Annotated in this window: 17 protein-coding genes; 5 read left to right on the top strand and 12 right to left on the bottom strand. The window is 62.7% G+C overall.

Features of this window, described 5'->3' with window-relative positions:
- Positions 1 to 22: 22 nt before the first annotated feature.
- Positions 23 to 769, top strand: a complete 747-nt coding sequence (locus ACFT1A_RS08280; RefSeq protein ID WP_378446582.1) for an SDR family oxidoreductase — start codon at positions 23 to 25, stop codon at positions 767 to 769.
- Between the two features lie 58 nt (positions 770 to 827).
- On the opposite strand, the gene phoU is transcribed toward ACFT1A_RS08280, so the two are convergent.
- The 5 genes from phoU to ACFT1A_RS08255 all read right to left on the bottom strand — a co-directional run bounded on the left by phoU (position 828) and on the right by ACFT1A_RS08255 (position 7,005).
- The gene (gene phoU / locus ACFT1A_RS08275) at positions 828 to 1,523 is read right to left on the bottom strand and encodes a phosphate signaling complex protein PhoU (protein ID WP_003940130.1); all 696 of its coding nucleotides are present in this window, start codon (positions 1,521 to 1,523) and stop codon (positions 828 to 830) included.
- 72 nt (positions 1,524 to 1,595) lie between these two features.
- Positions 1,596 to 3,665, bottom strand: coding sequence for an LCP family protein (locus ACFT1A_RS08270; RefSeq protein WP_378446581.1), 2,070 nt, complete (start codon positions 3,663 to 3,665; stop codon positions 1,596 to 1,598).
- A 152-nt stretch (positions 3,666 to 3,817) separates the two neighbouring features.
- Entirely contained in the window at positions 3,818 to 4,960 is a 1,143-nt protein-coding gene (gene dusB, locus ACFT1A_RS08265; RefSeq protein ID WP_003939756.1) for a tRNA dihydrouridine synthase DusB, read from the bottom strand.
- Positions 4,961 to 5,041: 81 nt separating this feature from the next.
- Positions 5,042 to 6,001 carry an acyl-ACP desaturase gene (locus ACFT1A_RS08260; RefSeq protein ID WP_378446580.1) on the bottom strand — a complete coding sequence of 320 codons (960 nt, stop codon included), beginning with the start codon at positions 5,999 to 6,001 and terminating at the stop codon, positions 5,042 to 5,044.
- Between the two features lie 131 nt (positions 6,002 to 6,132).
- A complete protein-coding gene (locus ACFT1A_RS08255) occupies positions 6,133 to 7,005 on the bottom strand; it encodes a LysR family transcriptional regulator (RefSeq protein WP_378446955.1) in 873 nt (290 codons plus the stop codon).
- A gap of 117 nt (positions 7,006 to 7,122) precedes the next feature.
- Between ACFT1A_RS08255 and ACFT1A_RS08250 the strand changes: the two genes are divergently transcribed.
- On the top strand, positions 7,123 to 8,340 hold the full coding sequence (locus tag ACFT1A_RS08250; RefSeq protein ID WP_378446579.1) for an MFS transporter: 1,218 nt from the start codon (positions 7,123 to 7,125) through the stop codon (positions 8,338 to 8,340).
- 59 nt (positions 8,341 to 8,399) lie between these two features.
- Here the strand turns inward: ACFT1A_RS08250 and ACFT1A_RS08245 are convergent, their stop codons facing one another.
- Positions 8,400 to 8,987 (bottom strand): DUF937 domain-containing protein, encoded by a 588-nt coding sequence (locus tag ACFT1A_RS08245; RefSeq protein ID WP_378446578.1) that lies wholly within the window; start codon positions 8,985 to 8,987, stop codon positions 8,400 to 8,402.
- Positions 8,988 to 9,086: 99 nt separating this feature from the next.
- Positions 9,087 to 9,533, bottom strand: a complete 447-nt coding sequence (locus ACFT1A_RS08240) for a hypothetical protein (protein ID WP_378446577.1) — start codon at positions 9,531 to 9,533, stop codon at positions 9,087 to 9,089.
- A 99-nt stretch (positions 9,534 to 9,632) separates the two neighbouring features.
- On the opposite strand from ACFT1A_RS08240, the gene ACFT1A_RS08235 reads away from it, so the two are divergent.
- Positions 9,633 to 10,010 carry an MmcQ/YjbR family DNA-binding protein gene (locus ACFT1A_RS08235; RefSeq protein WP_378446576.1) on the top strand — a complete coding sequence of 126 codons (378 nt, stop codon included), beginning with the start codon at positions 9,633 to 9,635 and terminating at the stop codon, positions 10,008 to 10,010.
- A gap of 45 nt (positions 10,011 to 10,055) precedes the next feature.
- Positions 10,056 to 10,640: a hypothetical protein gene (locus ACFT1A_RS08230; RefSeq protein WP_378446575.1), complete on the top strand. Its 585-nt coding sequence runs from the start codon at positions 10,056 to 10,058 to the stop codon at positions 10,638 to 10,640.
- A 1-nt stretch (position 10,641) separates the two neighbouring features.
- On the opposite strand, the gene ACFT1A_RS08225 is transcribed toward ACFT1A_RS08230, so the two are convergent.
- The 3 genes from ACFT1A_RS08225 to ACFT1A_RS08215 all read right to left on the bottom strand — a co-directional run bounded on the left by ACFT1A_RS08225 (position 10,642) and on the right by ACFT1A_RS08215 (position 13,517).
- A complete protein-coding gene (locus ACFT1A_RS08225; RefSeq protein WP_378446574.1) occupies positions 10,642 to 11,841 on the bottom strand; it encodes a low temperature requirement protein A in 1,200 nt (399 codons plus the stop codon).
- An 84-nt stretch (positions 11,842 to 11,925) separates the two neighbouring features.
- On the bottom strand, positions 11,926 to 13,014 hold the full coding sequence (locus ACFT1A_RS08220) for an NAD(P)-dependent alcohol dehydrogenase (protein ID WP_378446954.1): 1,089 nt from the start codon (positions 13,012 to 13,014) through the stop codon (positions 11,926 to 11,928).
- 29 nt (positions 13,015 to 13,043) lie between these two features.
- Positions 13,044 to 13,517 carry a DUF4334 domain-containing protein gene (locus ACFT1A_RS08215; RefSeq protein WP_378446573.1) on the bottom strand — a complete coding sequence of 158 codons (474 nt, stop codon included), beginning with the start codon at positions 13,515 to 13,517 and terminating at the stop codon, positions 13,044 to 13,046.
- A 121-nt stretch (positions 13,518 to 13,638) separates the two neighbouring features.
- Here ACFT1A_RS08215 and ACFT1A_RS08210 point away from each other — a divergent pair, with 121 nt between their 5' ends.
- Positions 13,639 to 14,181: a TetR family transcriptional regulator gene (locus tag ACFT1A_RS08210; RefSeq protein ID WP_378446572.1), complete on the top strand. Its 543-nt coding sequence runs from the start codon at positions 13,639 to 13,641 to the stop codon at positions 14,179 to 14,181.
- Positions 14,182 to 14,220: 39 nt separating this feature from the next.
- On the opposite strand, the gene ACFT1A_RS08205 is transcribed toward ACFT1A_RS08210, so the two are convergent.
- Both ACFT1A_RS08205 and ACFT1A_RS08200 read right to left on the bottom strand, forming a co-directional pair.
- Positions 14,221 to 15,417, bottom strand: a complete 1,197-nt coding sequence (locus tag ACFT1A_RS08205; RefSeq protein ID WP_378446571.1) for a PrsW family intramembrane metalloprotease — start codon at positions 15,415 to 15,417, stop codon at positions 14,221 to 14,223.
- The gene (locus ACFT1A_RS08200) at positions 15,417 to 16,088 is read right to left on the bottom strand and encodes a hypothetical protein (protein WP_378446570.1); all 672 of its coding nucleotides are present in this window, start codon (positions 16,086 to 16,088) and stop codon (positions 15,417 to 15,419) included. Before ACFT1A_RS08200 ends, ACFT1A_RS08205 begins: the two co-directional genes overlap by 1 nt.
- Positions 16,089 to 16,388 lie beyond the last annotated feature (300 nt).

Raw genomic sequence — 16,388 nt, 5'->3', positions numbered from 1 at the left:
GCACAGGTTTGACGGAGGCATCATGCGAATTGTTGTTCTGGGCGGAACCGGCCAGATGGGAAAACTGGTCGTAGAGCAGGCCAAGGCAAGGGGCCATGACGTGGTCGCTGCCGCTCGATCGACGGGAGTCGACATCTCCACGGGTGCCGGGTTGGACGAAGCGTTTGCCGGCGCCGACGTGGTCGTCGACGTGAGCGATCACGTCACCAACAGTGCCAAGAAGGCGATCGAGTTCTTCGAGACCGCAGCGAGGAATATCGCCGCGGCCGAAACCAGAGCCGGCGTAAAGCACCACGTGTTGCTCTCGATCGTGAACTGCGACGATCCGCAGTTGAAGTCGTTCGGGTACTACCAGGGAAAAGCTGCGCAGGAACGCGCGGTGGAAGCGTCGGGCATTCCCTTCACGATTCTGCGATCCACCCAGTGGTTCGAGTTCGGCGAGAAGACCATCGCCCTCTTCGGACTGGGGCCGGTCGCGATGGTTCCCAGGATGCGGTCACAACCGGTGGCAGCGAGGACCGTCGCCGAGGCGCTTGTGACCTGCGCTCAGAATGGTCCAGCCGGAAGGGTCCCAGACCTGGCCGGGCCCGAGGTCCTCGAGATCCCGGCCATGACGCGCGAGATTTTGAGATACCGCGGGCGACGCAAGTGGCTGATCCCGATCTCGATGCCGGGAGCGGGTAAGGCGATGAAGGGTGGCGCGCTGCTACCCGGGCCTGGGTCGACAACTGCGGGACCCACGTTGGAGACCTGGTTGCACGAGAACTGAATAGGAAAGGCGGCCGCGCAGGTGCGCGGCCGCCTTTTACTCACGTGGACGGTTGGGTTCAGAGATCCGGGTACGAGGTGAGGTTGTCGACCTTCTCGGTGGTTTCCGGCTCTTCGGGCAGCTTGCCGGTCACCAGGAAGATGACGCGTCGGCCGACCTCGACAGCGTGGTCGGCGAACCGCTCGTAGAAGCGGCCGAGCAGAGTGACGTCGACTGCGGCGGCTACGCCGTGCTTCCACTCGCGATCCATGAGGACGGTGAAGAGGTGGCGGTGAAGGTCGTCCATCGCTTCGTCTTCTTCGCGCAGGCGGGCAGCGCGCTCGGGGTCGCGGGTCTCGAGTACGACCTTGGCGGCTGCACCGATGGAGACGGCGATGCGTCCCATCTCGGCGAAGTAGCCGTTGACCTCTTCAGGAAGCACGTGGTTGGGATGTCGGCGGCGCGCGATCTTGGCGACGTGCAGGGCGAGTGCACCCATGCGGTCGATGTCGGCGACGATCTGGATTCCGCTGACCACCGAGCGCAGATCTCCGGCAACGGGAGCCTGCAAGGCGAGCAACGCAAACGCACGCTCCTCGCAAATGGTGCTGAGTTCGGTGATCTTGTCGTGTTCGCCGATTACTTGTTCTGCCAGGGACAGGTCTGCCTGGAGCAGGGACTGGGTGGCGCGCTCCATAGCGGCACCTGCCAGTCCTGCCATCTCGCCGAGCGTGTCTGCAAGCTCGGTCATCTGTTCGTTGTAAGCCACGCGCATGAGGTCAGAGCCTACGTGCCGTGAAAGACCAAGTCACAAGCACCAGGTGAACGCAAGGTGAATGAACAAGTCTCAGTCGCAGGTCGTGTCGCCGGCGTTGACGCTGGCGATGTCGGCGGGCAGAGCCGTCGAGGTGCTGGTGTCGACCGACGTCGGATTTGCCGCCAGCATGGTCCCCGGGTCGGCGGGCGCGACGACGGTGCCGGAGAAATTGCTTCCGACGACAACCTCGATCATGTCTCCCATGCTCGGAGCGAGAACGAGAACCGCGCCGGGAATCGACGACGCGACAGTGACCGCTTCAGCCTCGTAGCCAGCGGCGTAGCGGACGACGGTGGTCGACGCCTGAGCATTCGCCAGGCCGGTGGCCGCGCTGAAATTTCCGACCGTGGAGATCTGGAATCCGTAAGCAGCGAGGCTGTCGGCGATGGTTGCGGCCTGCCCGGAGATTCCGGACGCGTTGGAGACGTCGACCGAGACGTTGTAGGCGCTCATCGCCTCGACGGAAGTGGCCGCCGGCGGCGTGCTGGACGTGGGAGCGGTCGTCGTGGAACTGGTCGACGACGGTGTGGTGTCCTCGCGCTCTTCACCCGGAAGCGGATCGTCGTCGATGATCGCCTGGAAGAGGGACTTGATCTCGTCGGTGCGAGGAATCTCGTTGCCCCAGTCGTTGGTGCCGTCGGTCGGGACCGTCAAGAACGTGACCGCGCCTGCATCGACGTTCTGCAGCGAACGGCCGAGGGTGACCAGTGATTTCGTGTCGATGTTCTCGACGAACGTGTCGCTGGTGAAGGCGTTGATGAATCCGTTGAGCTTGCTCGGATTCAGCAGAACCTGGTTGGACAGGGCCGAGCGGAGCAGCGCCGAGAGGAACTTCTGCTGACGGGTGATGCGTCCGTAGTCACCGTTGCCCTCGGCTTCGACGTGGCGGGCGCGCACGTAGTTGAGTGCGGTACGGCCGTCGAGCATCTGCGTGCCGCCCGACGCGAGAACTGTGCCGAGAATGCCGTCTTCGATCGGTCCGGGGGAGCAGACGTTCACGCCGCCGACGGTGTCGACCATGCGCTCGAAACCGGCGAAGTCCATTCCGACGAAGTGCCCGATCTTCAGGCCGGACATCTTCTGGATGACCTTGACCAGGCACTTGGGGCCGCCGAGTGCGTACGTCGCATTGAGCTTGTCGCCACTGGCCGCTGGGAAGGTTTCGCTGGTGTACTTGCCGGCGTCGTTGTCCCAGCCCTGGCAGATCGGACGTTCGACGTCGAGGTCACGAGGGAAGGAGACTGCGACGACGCGGCTTCGGTCGGCGGGAATGTTCACCAGCATGACCGTGTCGGCTCGGGCGCCTTCGGCGTCTTCGACGGTTCCGGCGCCGATCTCACCACTCGCACCGGCGCGGGTGTCGGTGCCGATGATCAGGTATGTCTCGTCGCCGAGCTGGCCGCCGGCGTCGATGATGTCGTCGGATTCGGTGTCGAGTGCTGCAATCTGATCGAAGCCGCCTTCGACCGATCGCAGATAACCCCAGACGACGCCGGTCAATGCGAGCGACATGACGGCCAGGAACGCTACTGCTGATCGGCCGATCACTTTTGCGCGATTGCGGCGGCGAATCTTGCTTTGCGCCAGGCGGGTGGCGCCGGTGTCACCGACGACCCGCGGCACTGCGGAGGTGACAGGATGTTCTTCGGTTATCCAGTCCGCAGCGGCAGGCGGGACTGTCGGGCGCGCGGGAATCGGCCGGGCCGGGGGCGGTGCCGATGCCGCCCGGGGCGGTGCCGATGCAGCTCGAGATGGAGTCTTGGGTGGTACGGATTTGGTCGGTGCCGGCTTGGGCGGCGCAGCCGGGGTAGATGGCGGCTTTTTGTCGCCTACCCGACGGACCAACTCGGCGACCGACACGGAGTCGTCGGTCGGAGGCGAATCCCGTCGGCCGGTACGTCCACTGCTACGACGCTCCGGGGGACTGGGCGGTTGCGGTGCTGGTCGCTGGGGTGTGGCAGGTCGCTGAGGTGTGGCAGGGCGCTGGGGCGTTGCCGGTTGGTCCGGTCGGGCGCTGCGGAAGCGCTTGTCTGCGAGCGGACGTTCCCAGGGGGCGCGGCTCTCGGGCGGAGGTGGGCCCGAATCGTGATCATCACCCACCGATGCAACCTGTCCCGTCGTCGACTGTCAGTAACTCGTCATTCAGATGCCGGCGTCAACCGAGTTTGTCGACGAAGCTGGAGCCATATTACTGGTGAATCCTGAGTGCTCCACTCAGAAAGTGATGTGAATAATCCGACGGCGTGTTTTCGCTAGCCGCCAGAGTGCATCATGTCAGCTCCCACCGGCACAAGGTCGTCCTCGGGATCGTCGAGCCAACCTTCCGGAAGTGCCACCTGACCGGGTGAGCCTTGGCGTCCGCGCGGGCCTTCGGCGTCCTTGGGGAACGGGACGTCGTGATCGAGCTGTCCGAGCAGGTCGTCCAGTTCGGACAACGTGCTGACCAAAGCCATCGAGACCCGCAGATCCGATCCGACCGGGAACCCACGCATGTACCAGGAGACGTGCTTGCGAAGTTCGCGCAGACCCTTCATTTCGCCGTGATGCGCGGCGAGCAGTTGGGCGTGACGGGCGATGATCTTGGTGACTTCGCCGAGCGTCGGCGGCGTGGCGATCTGTTGTCCGTTGAGAGCTGCGCTGAGTTCCGCGAACAGCCATGGCCGTCCGAGGCAGCCGCGTCCGACGACGACGCCGTCGCAGCCGGTCTCGTTCATCATGCGGGCAGCATCCGAGGCGTCGAAGATGTCGCCGTTGCCGAGGATCGGAACGTCGGTGACGTGTTCCTTGAGGCGCGTGATCTCGTTCCAGTCGGCGGTGCCGGAATAGCGCTGCGACGCGGTTCGTGCGTGAAGCGCGACTGCAGCGGCGCCTTCAGCTGCGGCGATCCGGCCGGCGTCGAGGTGTGTGTGATGTTCAGGGTCGATACCGACGCGCATCTTCACGGTGACCGGAATGTCGGTGCCTTCGGTGGCGCGCACGGCTGCCGCGACGATCTGTCCGAACAGCCGACGCTTGTACGGCAGCGCTGATCCGCCGCCCTTGCGGGTCACCTTCGGTACCGGGCAGCCGAAGTTCATGTCGATGTGATCGGCCATGTTCTCGTCGACGATCATCTTGGCCGCGGCGTACGTCGTATCCGGGTCGACGGTGTACAGCTGCAGCGACCTGGGCGTTTCGGTCGGGCCGAACGTGGTCATGTGCATCGTGGCCGGCTGGCGTTCGACGAGCGCACGTGCGGTGACCATTTCGCAGACGTAGAGCCCGGACGTGCTGCCTGCACGTTCGAGTTCGAGTTCACGACACAGCGTGCGGAAGGCGACGTTGGTGACGCCCGCCATGGGTGCGAGGACCACGGGGCTGTGCAGCTCGAGTGAACCGATACGAAGGGATGACATGACTACCTCTGAACAAATACTTGTGACAATTGGAAGTGCCCGGCACCGAATCCGGTACCGGGCACAGAATAGCTGGTGAAACTAAGAGGCCTGCTGCTCGCGCTTGGCGGCTTCGCGTGCGAGCATGCGATCGCGCTGCTCCTCGAACTTCGTCGCGTTGGCGGCGAGGGTCTCGAGGAAGGCCGCCAACTCCTCGCGCGTGTTCTCGCCTTCGGCACTGAAATCGTTGCGCTCGAAGATGTTCCACTTACGCAGGACCGGCCAGACGACCTCGTCGAGGTGCTGGCGGAGGTCGTAGATGCCGTGCTTGGCCATGAGAGCGCCGTTGCGGCGGAAGTTCGGCATTCCTGCGCCGGGCATCTGGAAGTTCTGGACGATGTTCGCCACAGCCTTGAGAGCCTGATCGGGAGCAAGATCGAGCGCGGCGGCGCAGATGTTGCGGTAGAAGATCATGTGCAGGTTCTCGTCCGCCGCGATGCGCTGAAGCATCTTGTCGGCAACCGGCTCGTCGCAGGCCTTACCGGTATTACGGTGGCTGACGCGTGTCGCGAGTTCCTGGAAGGTCACGTACGCGACCGAGTGCAGCAGGCCGGCGTCGCCCTCGTCGATGGGTGCGCTGTAACCGTTTGTCATGTGTTCCATGCGGAACCGCTCGAGTTCGACGGGGTCGACTGCGCGCGTGACGACGAGGTAGTCACGCATGACGATGCCGTGACGGTTCTCCTCGGCCGTCCACCGGCCGACCCACGTGCCCCAGGCACCGTCCTGCGAAAAGTTCTCGGCGATCTCACGGTGGTACGACGGCAGGTTGTCCTCGGTGAGCAGGTTGGTGATCATCGCGGCTCGGGCTACCTCGCCGAGCTGTGACTGCTCGAGACTCCAGTCTTCGCCGCCCATGGCTGCGAAATTACGACCCTCGTCCCACGGCACGTAATCGTGTGGATGCCATTCCTTGGCCATGGAGATGTGGCGGTTGACGTTCTCCTCGGCAACCGGCTGCAGCTCTTGTAGCAGCTCGAGCTGCGTCAGAATCCTCGTCATTTCTTGCCTCCATGTTGAGTGAATGCGCGACTTCGCCCCAGCCTACGGCACCGTAGGTTTGAAAAGAATGGCATGAAAGTTGCTCCCCTCGGGCGATGTTACCGATCCGTAGTTATCCGGGGGCACTTTCACTACCAAGTCGTTCTTTCGACGTAGTCGCGGAACGTGCGGGCGGGATCGGACAGTTCGCGGCTCTTCGACCAGATCAGTCCTATTTTTCGTTGCGCTCCTTCGATCGGTACGTAGACGACTCCTTCGGCCCAGATCGGTGGATCCTGAACCGGCATGACCGAGACACCGAAGGAAGCGGAGACCAGTCCACCGACCGTTGCCAGCTCGCTGCTCTCGAAAACGAAATTCGGGGTAAATCCCGCGGCCGCGCACAGTTCATCGAGAATTCTTCGCATTCCGAAGTTCGGGTGCATTCCGATGAACGGTTCGTCGGCCGCTTCTGCCAGCTCGACCGAAGGCAATTGTGCGAAGCGGTGATCGGCTGGAACCGCCAATGCCAGTGATTGCCGAGCGATCTGCGTCCACGCCACCTGTGGATCGCGCGGCTGCGGGGAGACGACGGCCAGGTCGGACGTACCGGCGGCAATTCTGTCGACCAGGTACTGCGCACTGTCCTGATGCAGTTCGAATCGAACGCCTGGATGCTCGACGCGATATCCGCGCAGCATGTGCGGTACCAGCCAGGTTCCGAACGAGTGGAGGAAGTCGAGTCGGACTGTGCCGCTCTCGGGGCTCGCCAGCGACTGGATTTCGGTCTGCGCTGCGTCGAGGGCGCGGAGCGCGGTCCGAGCGTGTTCGTAGAGGATCTCGCCGTATCGGTTCAGTTCGAGTCGGCGCCCCTGACGGTCGAAGAGTGTCACGCCGATCTGCCGTTCGAGGCGTGCGAGTTTGCGCGAGAGGGTCGGCTGCGACAGATGGGTCAGGTTCGCAGTCGCGGTGACCTGTTGGGTTTCGGCGAGTACGACGAACCACTCGAGGTCTTCGGTCAGCATCACGAACCAAATATATATGCGTTTCGCGCATATAGAACTCCAAGTTTATGCATTTTCTTTTGTCGAAGCTCGGCGGGAGGATTCTTACCGGAGGTAAGTGATGCCTGGAGGTACGTGGTGACTGTTGAGAACGTGATCGAATCCGAGGTGGCGCCGCTTCGCCGGGGATCTGCCGGGTATCGCACGGTGACCGTTGCGTTGTTCGCGGCCGGACTGTCGACGTTCATCTCGATGTACGCGGCACAGGCATTGCTGCCCGCGTTCGCGGAAGGCTTCGACGTCTCGCCGGCGGTGTCTGCGCTTTCCGTCTCGGCGACGACAGGCATGCTGGCGTTGGCGATCATTCCCGCCAGTGCGCTCTCCGAGCGGTTCGGTCGCACGCGGGTGATGATCGCGTCGGCGTCGGCGTCCTGTGTGATCGGTTTGCTCCTGCCGCTCAGTCCGACGATCGAGGTTCTGCTGATCGGGCGCGCGGCGCAAGGTTTGGCTCTGGCCGGGGTCCCGGCGGTGGCGATGGCCTACCTGGCGGAGGAGGTCGATCGGAAGGACCTCGGTGCCGCGATGGGCAGGTACGTCGCCGGTACGACGATCGGTGGGTTGATCGGACGGCTTGTTCCCTCGGCCGTGGTCGATTTCAGTACCTGGCGTTGGGCACTGCTGACTGCGGCCCTGCTGTCAGCGTTGTTCGCGCTCGACATGATCCGGAAGTTGCCCGCGTCCAAGTTCTTTCGCCCGCAACCGGTATCGGTGCGCACGACAGCGTCGAATCTGCGACGACACCTTGCGAATCCGTCGCTGCGCACGCTGTTCGCCTTGGGTTTCATCCTGATGGGCGGCTTCGTCTCGATCTACAATTTCCTCGGATTTCGGCTCACGGCAGCACCTTTCGGCCTTCCCGAAGCACTTGTCGGCCTGGTGTTTCTTTTCTACCTCGCCGGTACTTTCACCTCGGCGGTTGCCGGCGGGGCCTCGGACCGATTGGGTAGGCGCAGTGTTCTGCTCGGTTCGGTTGTCGTCATCGGTATCGGGCTGGCACTGACCGTTCCGGACAACCTGGCGTTGACACTCGTGGGGATGCTCCTCTTCACCGGAGGATTCTTCGCGGCACACTCGGTGGCCAGCGGGTGGGTGGGGTTGATCGCGACCGACCACCGGGCCGAGGCGTCGGCGTTGTATCTGTTTGCCTACTACGCGGGTTCGTCCGTGGCGGGCGCCCTCGCGGGTCTCGCGTACGCGGGCGGCGGGTGGGCTGGGGTCAGCGCTTTTGTCGGCGCTCTGCTGTTGGCTGCATTCACATTGTCACTGAAGATGTTTCGATCTTCGGCGGTTAACTGACCAGCGCACTGCGGCAACCCGAACAGGGTCGCCGCAGTGCGCTGGGCTTGTCGAGGTTCTTACTTCTTGCCGCCGCCGAGGAGACCGCCGAGGAGGTCACCGAGGCCGCCGCCACCGGATCCACCCAGGATGCCGCCGAGAGCGCCACCGATGCCGCCGCCGGAATTGCCACCGCCGCCGAGAATTCCGCCGAGGAGATCCCCGAGCCCGCCGCCGCCGGAGGCCTGGGTCTGCGCACCTGCGCCGCCGCCGGTGAACTGCTTGGCGAGGTAGGCCAGGACGATGGGAGCGAGGATCGGCAGCAACTGCTTCACCAGATCGTTCCCGCCGCCGCCGACTCCACCGAGTGCGCTGGCGACCTGATCGGTGTTGCCGCCGAAGATGTTCGAGACGATCTTCTGACCGTCAGCGGTGTCGACTTTGCTGATGTCGACGCCGTCGTCGAGAAGGCTGGTGTCGGCATGCGACTGCAACGCACTTTCCAGCGAGGCCGCGCCTGCCGGATCTTGCGCATTGGCGCCGAGGCCACCGACGAGGGTCGGCAGTGCCGTCTTGACCGCCGATTCGGCAGTTGCCTGGTCTACGCCGAGTTGCTGCGCGATCTGGTCGATGGGGATCTGGGATAGAAGGTCGTCAAGCGATGCCATTGATGCCCTACCTCTTCTGGGGTACTACTCGTCAGTACCCGGCTGTTGCAGACACTAGTGAATGTCGGCGTCGACGGTAACCCTCCGGTTGCCGAGCGGTCAGGCTCGGGTCTTCTCGCGGGGGACCAGACACGCTAGGAGCGCGAGAATCAGTCCACCGGCCGTCAAGATGAATCCTGTCTGATTTGTCAGGATTGTGGAGTAGTTTTCCCTGATGACGTTGTCGAATTGGTCGTTCACTCGGTAGTAGAACGTGCCCAGAGTTCCCAATCCCACGATGATTCCGATCCACGCTGCAATGCGAGAACCGAACAATGCGGCAATCAGAATCAAAACGGCGGCGGCGAGCAGAAGTACCGCCATCGAACGGTAGAAGGTCACCGACTGATCGCCGATCTGCTCGATGGCCCAGCCCGCCGGAAAACCGTCCCGCAGGTCCTCGAGACGAACGTTGCCTGGTTTGACGCCGGCCAGAACGTACATGAACGAGCCGACGGCTACGGCGATCCCGCAAATCAACAGAACCAGATGAACTAACGTGCGCATGCCACTCTCCCCTGATTGGAGTTCGGTAACGCGGTCGTCGCCGAGCCTAGCCGTGTCGAGAGTGTGAAGCCCGGTATCGAAGCGTGCACAATCATCTCCATGCCCGACAACATGCGTCGACTCGAAGAGATCTCGCTGTCACTGCCGGAGGCAGAGCGTATCGACATCGAAGCGTGGGATGGTCACCCGACGTTTCGGGTGCGCGGCAAGAACTTCGTGTTCTGCAACCTCGAAGCCACCTCCTTGACCGTCAAGTTGAGCAAGGAGGAAGCCGAAGCGGTAGTGGCCACCGAACCAGGCGCAAGCGCTGCCGGCTACGGACTCGGCCGCCACGGGTGGGTTGCACTCGAGATCGGAACCGACGTTTCCGAGGAGAAATGGTCACAGCTCGAGGAGTGGATCTACACCTCGTTCACCCTCGTTGCGCCGAAGCGGCTTGCCCGGATCGTTCTCGATGCGGATGAGGAACGCCCGTAACGGATAGATTCGTCAGTACAAACGCCGACTAGACGAGGAATTGTCATGACGACACCGGAAACTTCACCGGCCACCGCAAAACCGGGCATGCCGCCGTGGGCGAAGAAGGCCATCGGGATCGCAGTGATGGCGGTGGTCCTGGTCATCGCCTACTTCATCCTTGCCGCCTTCCTGCCGCGCTGGTGGGCGCAGCGCATCGCGTCGCTGGCGAACGGTAGCTTCAGCGCCGGTATCGCGTGGGGACTGCTGTTCGGTCTCGTCTGCACACTGGTCCCGCTGATCTTCTTCCGGGCGGTGTGGCAGGTGCGCAAGCGCAAGCATGCTCGAATCATGCAGATCACGGCTATCGCGTTGGGTGTGATCTTCGCGCTGCCGAATCTGCTTTCTCTGACAGTCGTTCTCGGCAACAACAATGCAGCGCATGCGGGCGAGCGGATCCTCGACGTGGACGGTCCCGGATTCCGTGGAGCCTCCGTTGTCGGTGCAGTCCTCGGCGTCGCGTTGTTCCTGGGCCTCGTTGCGCTCGGCTACCTGTACAAGAAGCGTGGCAAGGATCTCGACAAGATGCGCGGTGAACTCAAGCAGCACGAGCCGCAGAGCAAGGGCGAGGCACCGGCTCCCGAAATCTGAGTCAGCTCTTCGATCGAGTACTCAGGCCGACACCGACTCCGACGGTTCCCGCCGCTACGAGTCCGGCGAGCGGGACCGCCCAGTGTCCGGCAAACGTGCAGGCGAGAACCAGGATTGCGCTTACCGGTAGAACAGCCTGCTCGATCCTGTCGCGTTTGAAGTGTCGTGAGTGCATGAGCCACACGAAGATCAGGAACATCGCGGCCGGGATCGTGACAGCAGCAGATGCTGCGAACGTCGAAATGTGCGCTTCGCCAACTGCTTCCTCGACGGCTACTTCGATGCCGGCGCCGATGGCCGCAGCGGACCCGAATACGAAGTAGTGCCCGTACCCCCACAACAGGACAGCGCGATTGCCCTGGTCTGCGAGGTACTCGTGGATCGGGACGGCGAAGTAGATCCACAACGCGGAGAACACGATCAGAACTCCGCCGACGGCAATGGGGATCAGGAGGTCGGCGGCGTCGAAGTCACGAATGCCGGATTGAACCGCGATCGTGGCGGCAGCAATGGTTTCGCCGAGCATGATGATGGTGAAGAGGCCGTAGCGTTCGGCGATGTGATGCGGGTGCCACGGCGTCTGGTGGTTGCGTTCGGCGATCGCCGGCACCGCCAGCTCGGCAATCATGAGAACGAAGAAGCCAGGGATCCAGGCCGACGCCGGCAGCAGAAGCAGTACGATCCAGCCCGCCTGAACGATCACGAGTCCGGCGGCGTACTGCAGAGCTGTGGTTCGCGCGGCACCGGTTTCACCGCTGGCCGCTCGAAGCCATTGGCAGGTGAGCGCTATCCGCATGATGAGGTAGCCGACGATGGCTGTCGTGCGGTCGGTTCCGTCGAAAGCGTCGGGGATTCCGGCGGCGAAGACGAGAACGCCACAAATCTGTACGAAGGTCGCAATCCGGTAGGGGACGTCGTCCGTGTCGTAGGCGGAGGCGAACCAGGTGAAGTTCACCCACGCCCACCACAGTGCGAAGAAGACGAACATGTAACCGGCGATGCCGTCGGCGTAGTGGCCTTCGGCAACGGCATGCACCAGTTGAACTCCGGCTTGCGCAGCTGCGACCACGAAACACAGGTCGAAGAACAATTCGAGTGGCGTCGACGCTCGATGGTCCTCGTTGCGGCTGCGTGCACGCATCCTGATTATCGGCATCACTGCCCGGCCGTGGCCCGCCCCTGTACTGGTCTGTTCCGTCATCGTCCCCACCTTGCTCCGCCGAGTAGTTCAGGAGCGCAGTCTAGGGCGAATTCCGTTGGGCCGGCGAATGAGACATTTCGGCCTTCACCACACGAGAACGGGCTTGATGACGCGCCCCGACGCCTGATCTTCGACGGCTTTGTCGATGTCGGAGAACGCGTAGCGCGTCACCAAGCGGTCGATCGGAAATCGACCCTCGGTGAAGAGTTCGACGAGTTCGGGGATGAACGTCGTGATCTCCGATTCACCCTCGATACATCCTCGAATTGTCTTTCCGTTCAACATGATGTCGGCCGTGTTCACCTCGACTGTTGACGCTCCGAGCCCGACTACCGCCAGTGTTCCCCGCGCACGAAGTGAGGCGATGCCCTGATTGATCACGGCGCCGATGCCGGTGGTGTCGAGGGAATGCGTCGAGCCACCGTCGCTGGCGGCGCGAACCGCTTCGATCACGTCTTCGGTGGTCGGGTCGACGGTGACGGCGCCGAATTCCTCGGCGAGGCCTCGCCGCTGCGCAACGGGGTCAACGGCAACCAGGGTGGAAACCCCGGCAGCCCGTGCTGCGAGCAGCGCCGCGAATCCGACGCTTCCGGCACCGAAAACGACAAACGTCGAGTCGGGCTCGGGGCGAAGCAGATTCAGTACCGCACCGGCGCCGGTTTGGAACCCGCAGCCGAGCGGAGCCGCGACGGTCAGATCCACCGCAGGATCGACGACAACGGTGTTGTCGGCAGAGGCGATGGCGTATTCCGCGAAGCTGGACTGACCGAAGAATGCGGACCGAATCGGAGTTCCGTTTCGCCGGATCGGCGTCGAGTCGTCGGTGCGTGCGCCAGAGCTGTTGAGCCTGTGTGAACTTTCGCAATATGCCCGATGACCGCTGAGGCACTGCCGGCACGCACCGCAACTGCGGTAGCTCAGCAACACGTGATCACCGGGCACTATGTTGTCGATCGACGAGCCCACAGCCTCGACAACCCCTGCCCCTTCGTGCCCGAACACACAGGGGCCGAGGCTTTCCGGGAGCACCGACTTCGTGAACAAATCTGTGTGGCACAGACCTGTTGCGACGATGCGAACAAGGATCTCGTCTGCACGGGGTTCGTCGATCTCGACGGTGTCGAGTGTGAAGGGGGAGTGCGGTCCGTGCGAGAGCGCCGCTGTCATCTGCATGGAAGACGTCGAATTCTGTTCGGCGCGAATCACGCTCGCTCGAGCAGGAAGTAGTAGTGCTGCCCGCCGTCGAGAACCAATGCCGACTTTCCGTTCATGATGCCCATGAGTGTCGAGTCGTCGACTTTCTTGAAGTGGTCGAAGATCGGCGCGCCGTCGTAGACCATCGTCGCCGTGACTTCGCCGCGAAACTCGATGTTCCACAGGCTTGCTTCGCCATTGCCGCCCTTGACGTCGGAATAGAGGTTTCCGTCCTCGTCGCGACAGATCAACGGCTTTGCGTCCTCGACCGAGTTGAATGTCTTGCCGTACCAGCGGCTCGCGAACAGCTTTTCGTGTAGTCGGTGACCGGTGGCGAAGTCGTCGCCCTTCCATTCGCCGAGGATCTCTGAAGCGGTGACGGTATCCAGTGCCGCCCACACGTCGTCGAGTTCCGCTGGTGATACACCACTTTCCGCTGCACGGAGCCGGGCGAAAGCGGTTCGGGCTTCATCGAGATTCATGTCTCTCCTCGAGTCGACGGGTACGTGACAAGTCAGTTCGCGAACCAAATTGTTCGTCAACTCTGCACGCTACGCCGAACCGGAAGGTTCGGCAACGGTCGATTCGTTCTAGGCTGTGAACATGCGCTCAGCAGGGGAAGCCACGAGGGACCGCATTCTGGCGGCAGCAAAAGACGAATTTGCCATGTACGGTCTGGCCGGCGCGCGGATCAATCGGATCGCCGCGCAAGCGCGCGCCAGCAAGGATCGTCTCTATGCGTACTTCGCAAGCAAAGAAGAGTTGTTCGCTGCCGTCACTGAGCAGTGGACGTCCGAAACCACAGCGGCGACAGCGCTTCGAGGTGATGACCTGCCGGGTTATGTAGGTCGGCTTTTCGACAACTATGTTGCCCATCCCGAGAACGCTCGATTGCAACAGTGGGCGGATCTCGAAGCACCGGACGTCATGAGAGAGGACGACATACGAAGCAAGACCCTTCGGCCGAAAATTGCGGAGATTCGCAAGGGACAGCTCGAGGGCCACATTGATCCGGAGTGGAATCCCGCGGAGTTGATCATGTTGATTACCGACATTGCCCGGATGCTTGCGCTCAAGTCGTCGCGCGAGGTCCCTCTACGTCGGAAGGCTGCGGTCGAGGCAGTTCGTCGATTGATCACGACGTGACGAACGGGATGTGCAACATGGATTTCAGTTCAGAGCGGGTCAGAGCTTGACCGACGGCTGACCGCTCCTGATTCGGCTTACCTCGGATCGGGCGAATTCGACTCGACCGCTTTCAGTTCCGCGACTCTCTGCCAGTGCATCGGCGAGATCCGCGGCGGCCTCGAGCGTGTATCCGTTGCGCTTGCGGTCGGCGTGGTTTCCTGCCGACTTCCGGAACGCTTTGCGTACCTTGCGGTCGCCGCACAGCGCCGTCAGTTCGTCACCGGTGATAACGCCGCGCTCGACCTCCGGCGCGAGGACATCCCGGAGGAACTCACGCTCACGCGGTACCGTCGTGCGGAACACGCGGACCGCGAGAGTCAGTGCGGCGGTGATGATGACGGCGAAGAGCACAAAGAGAAGCGCATTCTTGCCCCGGGACAGCGCACCGGCTGAATCCCACAGGCCGTGGAGAAGCATCGCGGATGCCATCAAGGTGAGTCCGCGCCCAACACGCCGTGGTTCGGCCGGACGCCCCAGTAGGTAGACCAGTCCCGCGCAGAAGATCGCGCTGTACAGAGTGTGTGCTGCCACTCCGAAGACCATGCGGAGGACGATCGTCGACATTGCGGCGCCGACCGGATCGGCTCCGAACTGCGAGGCGGCCGAGTTCAATGCGTAGAGAACGTCTTCGAAGATCTGAAAGCCGAGCCCGATGAAGGCGCCGAGTATGAAGCCGTCGAATGCGGTGCGCACCAGGCGAGATGCCAACGCGACGAGCAGGAGCAACCCGACGCCCTTGGCGACTTCTTCGGTGAACGGCGCTGTCAGTCCTGCGCCCCAATCCGACGCCCATGCCTGTCCGAACGTCTTGGCGTACAGGGCAAGTATCGCGTCGTTGGCGTTCGCTGCCATCACCCAGGTGGCTGCGAAGCTGCCCCAGAAGAAGGCCACCACGATCAGTTTGACCGGCTGGCGTGCGTACCGGTCGATGTGGTGGGTGAACCACCAGAAGACCGCGCCGTACACGCCGAAGAGTACGAAGGAGAGTGCTATTGCGTCGCCGTAGGCGGCCGCGGAGGCAGAGAGCATGGAGATGAGCTTGAAGGCACCGCTCACCACCAACAGCAGGTACACCCAGAAGGCTGCGTTGCGTGGTTGGTAGAATGCGAAAGACCTTCCCCAGCCCGAGTTTTCGATCGCCTCGACTCGAGCGGTGATCAGGTCCTCGGTCGTCTGTACTGCGGGAGCGGTCATCACTTGCCCTCTCCGGCTCGGTGGCCGATGCTTACGATCATGTGAGCGATGTCGTCGGTGATCGTCGGAGCTACGTCACTCGGACCGGTGGATACCACCTCGATGCCCTTGCCGTCGACGACGAATGCGGCAAGCACCCCGTCGGTGGTCGAATTCGAGTAGCTGGTCAGTACTCCGCGGATGCCGCTTTCCGTCGTGATTGCGGAGGAGTCTTCGCTCACCCGTAGTGATTTCTCGGTAGCGAGAGCATCCGAAGTCTTCTTGATCTGTTCGAGGAGGGCGTTCGCGTCACCGGTGAAAGGTGCTGTGTACACGGTGAACATCGCACCGCCGTTCACGAGGGTGGCGCGAGGAGGGAACGAACCGGTCACCGGTGCATCAGCCTCCCGGACGCCGTCGGTGATCCCCCAGCCTGGAGTGGGAACGAAGGTGATGCCGTACTGGAGTTCCATGACGTCGCCCGCGACGACTGGGTCGTCGTAGGAGACCGCGTCGTTGATCTGAGGGATGACGATGCTCATCACGATTGCGACAGCCAGCACGATGGCGGCCGGAAGGATGGTTGTGCGGTCGAGACCGAACCACCTCCGGTCAACCGGGACCCAGCGGTCGTCGGGTTCGTATCGGTCAGGCGTCGGACCTCCCCGTTCCGTGACGGTCGTCTGCGTCATCAATGCCTCGGCTTCTGTGGGTATCTGGGTTGAAGAGTTCGCGCACAACAGTTTCCGATGCCTGTTCGCACGAGAATGCCGGCAGGCCCCGAGAATCCGAGGAGTGAGCTTGTCTGTGAAGAAATTATCAAACCGGATGTTTCGGAGTGCGGACGGAATGCACTTTTCCATCGGGACTTGTATGGGGTGCAGCTCCACCGCCGCGTGAGGTGGTTGCCTGGATTTACGGATTTCTCAGTAACGGTGCGTACGTTGGGCGTCGGCTCGTTGACGCCCCCGGGATGTTGACGTGCCGCCAAA

Origin of the sequence: Rhodococcus sp. NPDC057135 (genome assembly GCF_042670865.1) — a bacterium.
GTDB lineage: Bacteria > Actinomycetota > Actinomycetes > Mycobacteriales > Mycobacteriaceae > Rhodococcus_F.
Note: the sequence above shows the minus strand (reverse complement) of the source record. Positions and strands in the feature narration are given on the sequence as shown.

What these genes read in the sequence shown, in the direction of transcription:
- phoU (WP_003940130.1), bottom strand. Translation starts at nt 1,523, where the DNA reads ATGCGCGTGGCTTACAACGAACAGATGACCGAGCTTGCAGACACGCTC.
- ACFT1A_RS08200 (WP_378446570.1), bottom strand. Translation starts at nt 16,088, where the DNA reads ATGACGCAGACGACCGTCACGGAACGGGGAGGTCCGACGCCTGACCGA.
- ACFT1A_RS08280 (WP_378446582.1), top strand. Translation starts at nt 23, where the DNA reads ATGCGAATTGTTGTTCTGGGCGGAACCGGCCAGATGGGAAAACTGGTC.
- ACFT1A_RS08245 (WP_378446578.1), bottom strand. Translation starts at nt 8,987, where the DNA reads ATGGCATCGCTTGACGACCTTCTATCCCAGATCCCCATCGACCAGATC.
- ACFT1A_RS08215 (WP_378446573.1), bottom strand. Translation starts at nt 13,517, where the DNA reads ATGAATCTCGATGAAGCCCGAACCGCTTTCGCCCGGCTCCGTGCAGCG.
- dusB (WP_003939756.1), bottom strand. Translation starts at nt 4,960, where the DNA reads ATGTCATCCCTTCGTATCGGTTCACTCGAGCTGCACAGCCCCGTGGTC.
- ACFT1A_RS08260 (WP_378446580.1), bottom strand. Translation starts at nt 6,001, where the DNA reads ATGACGAGGATTCTGACGCAGCTCGAGCTGCTACAAGAGCTGCAGCCG.
- ACFT1A_RS08235 (WP_378446576.1), top strand. Translation starts at nt 9,633, where the DNA reads ATGCCCGACAACATGCGTCGACTCGAAGAGATCTCGCTGTCACTGCCG.
- ACFT1A_RS08210 (WP_378446572.1), top strand. Translation starts at nt 13,639, where the DNA reads ATGCGCTCAGCAGGGGAAGCCACGAGGGACCGCATTCTGGCGGCAGCA.
- ACFT1A_RS08255 (WP_378446955.1), bottom strand. Translation starts at nt 7,005, where the DNA reads ATGCTGACCGAAGACCTCGAGTGGTTCGTCGTACTCGCCGAAACCCAA.
- ACFT1A_RS08205 (WP_378446571.1), bottom strand. Translation starts at nt 15,417, where the DNA reads ATGACCGCTCCCGCAGTACAGACGACCGAGGACCTGATCACCGCTCGA.
- ACFT1A_RS08240 (WP_378446577.1), bottom strand. Translation starts at nt 9,533, where the DNA reads ATGCGCACGTTAGTTCATCTGGTTCTGTTGATTTGCGGGATCGCCGTA.
- ACFT1A_RS08225 (WP_378446574.1), bottom strand. Translation starts at nt 11,841, where the DNA reads ATGACGGAACAGACCAGTACAGGGGCGGGCCACGGCCGGGCAGTGATG.
- ACFT1A_RS08230 (WP_378446575.1), top strand. Translation starts at nt 10,056, where the DNA reads ATGACGACACCGGAAACTTCACCGGCCACCGCAAAACCGGGCATGCCG.
- ACFT1A_RS08220 (WP_378446954.1), bottom strand. Translation starts at nt 13,014, where the DNA reads ATGCAGATGACAGCGGCGCTCTCGCACGGACCGCACTCCCCCTTCACA.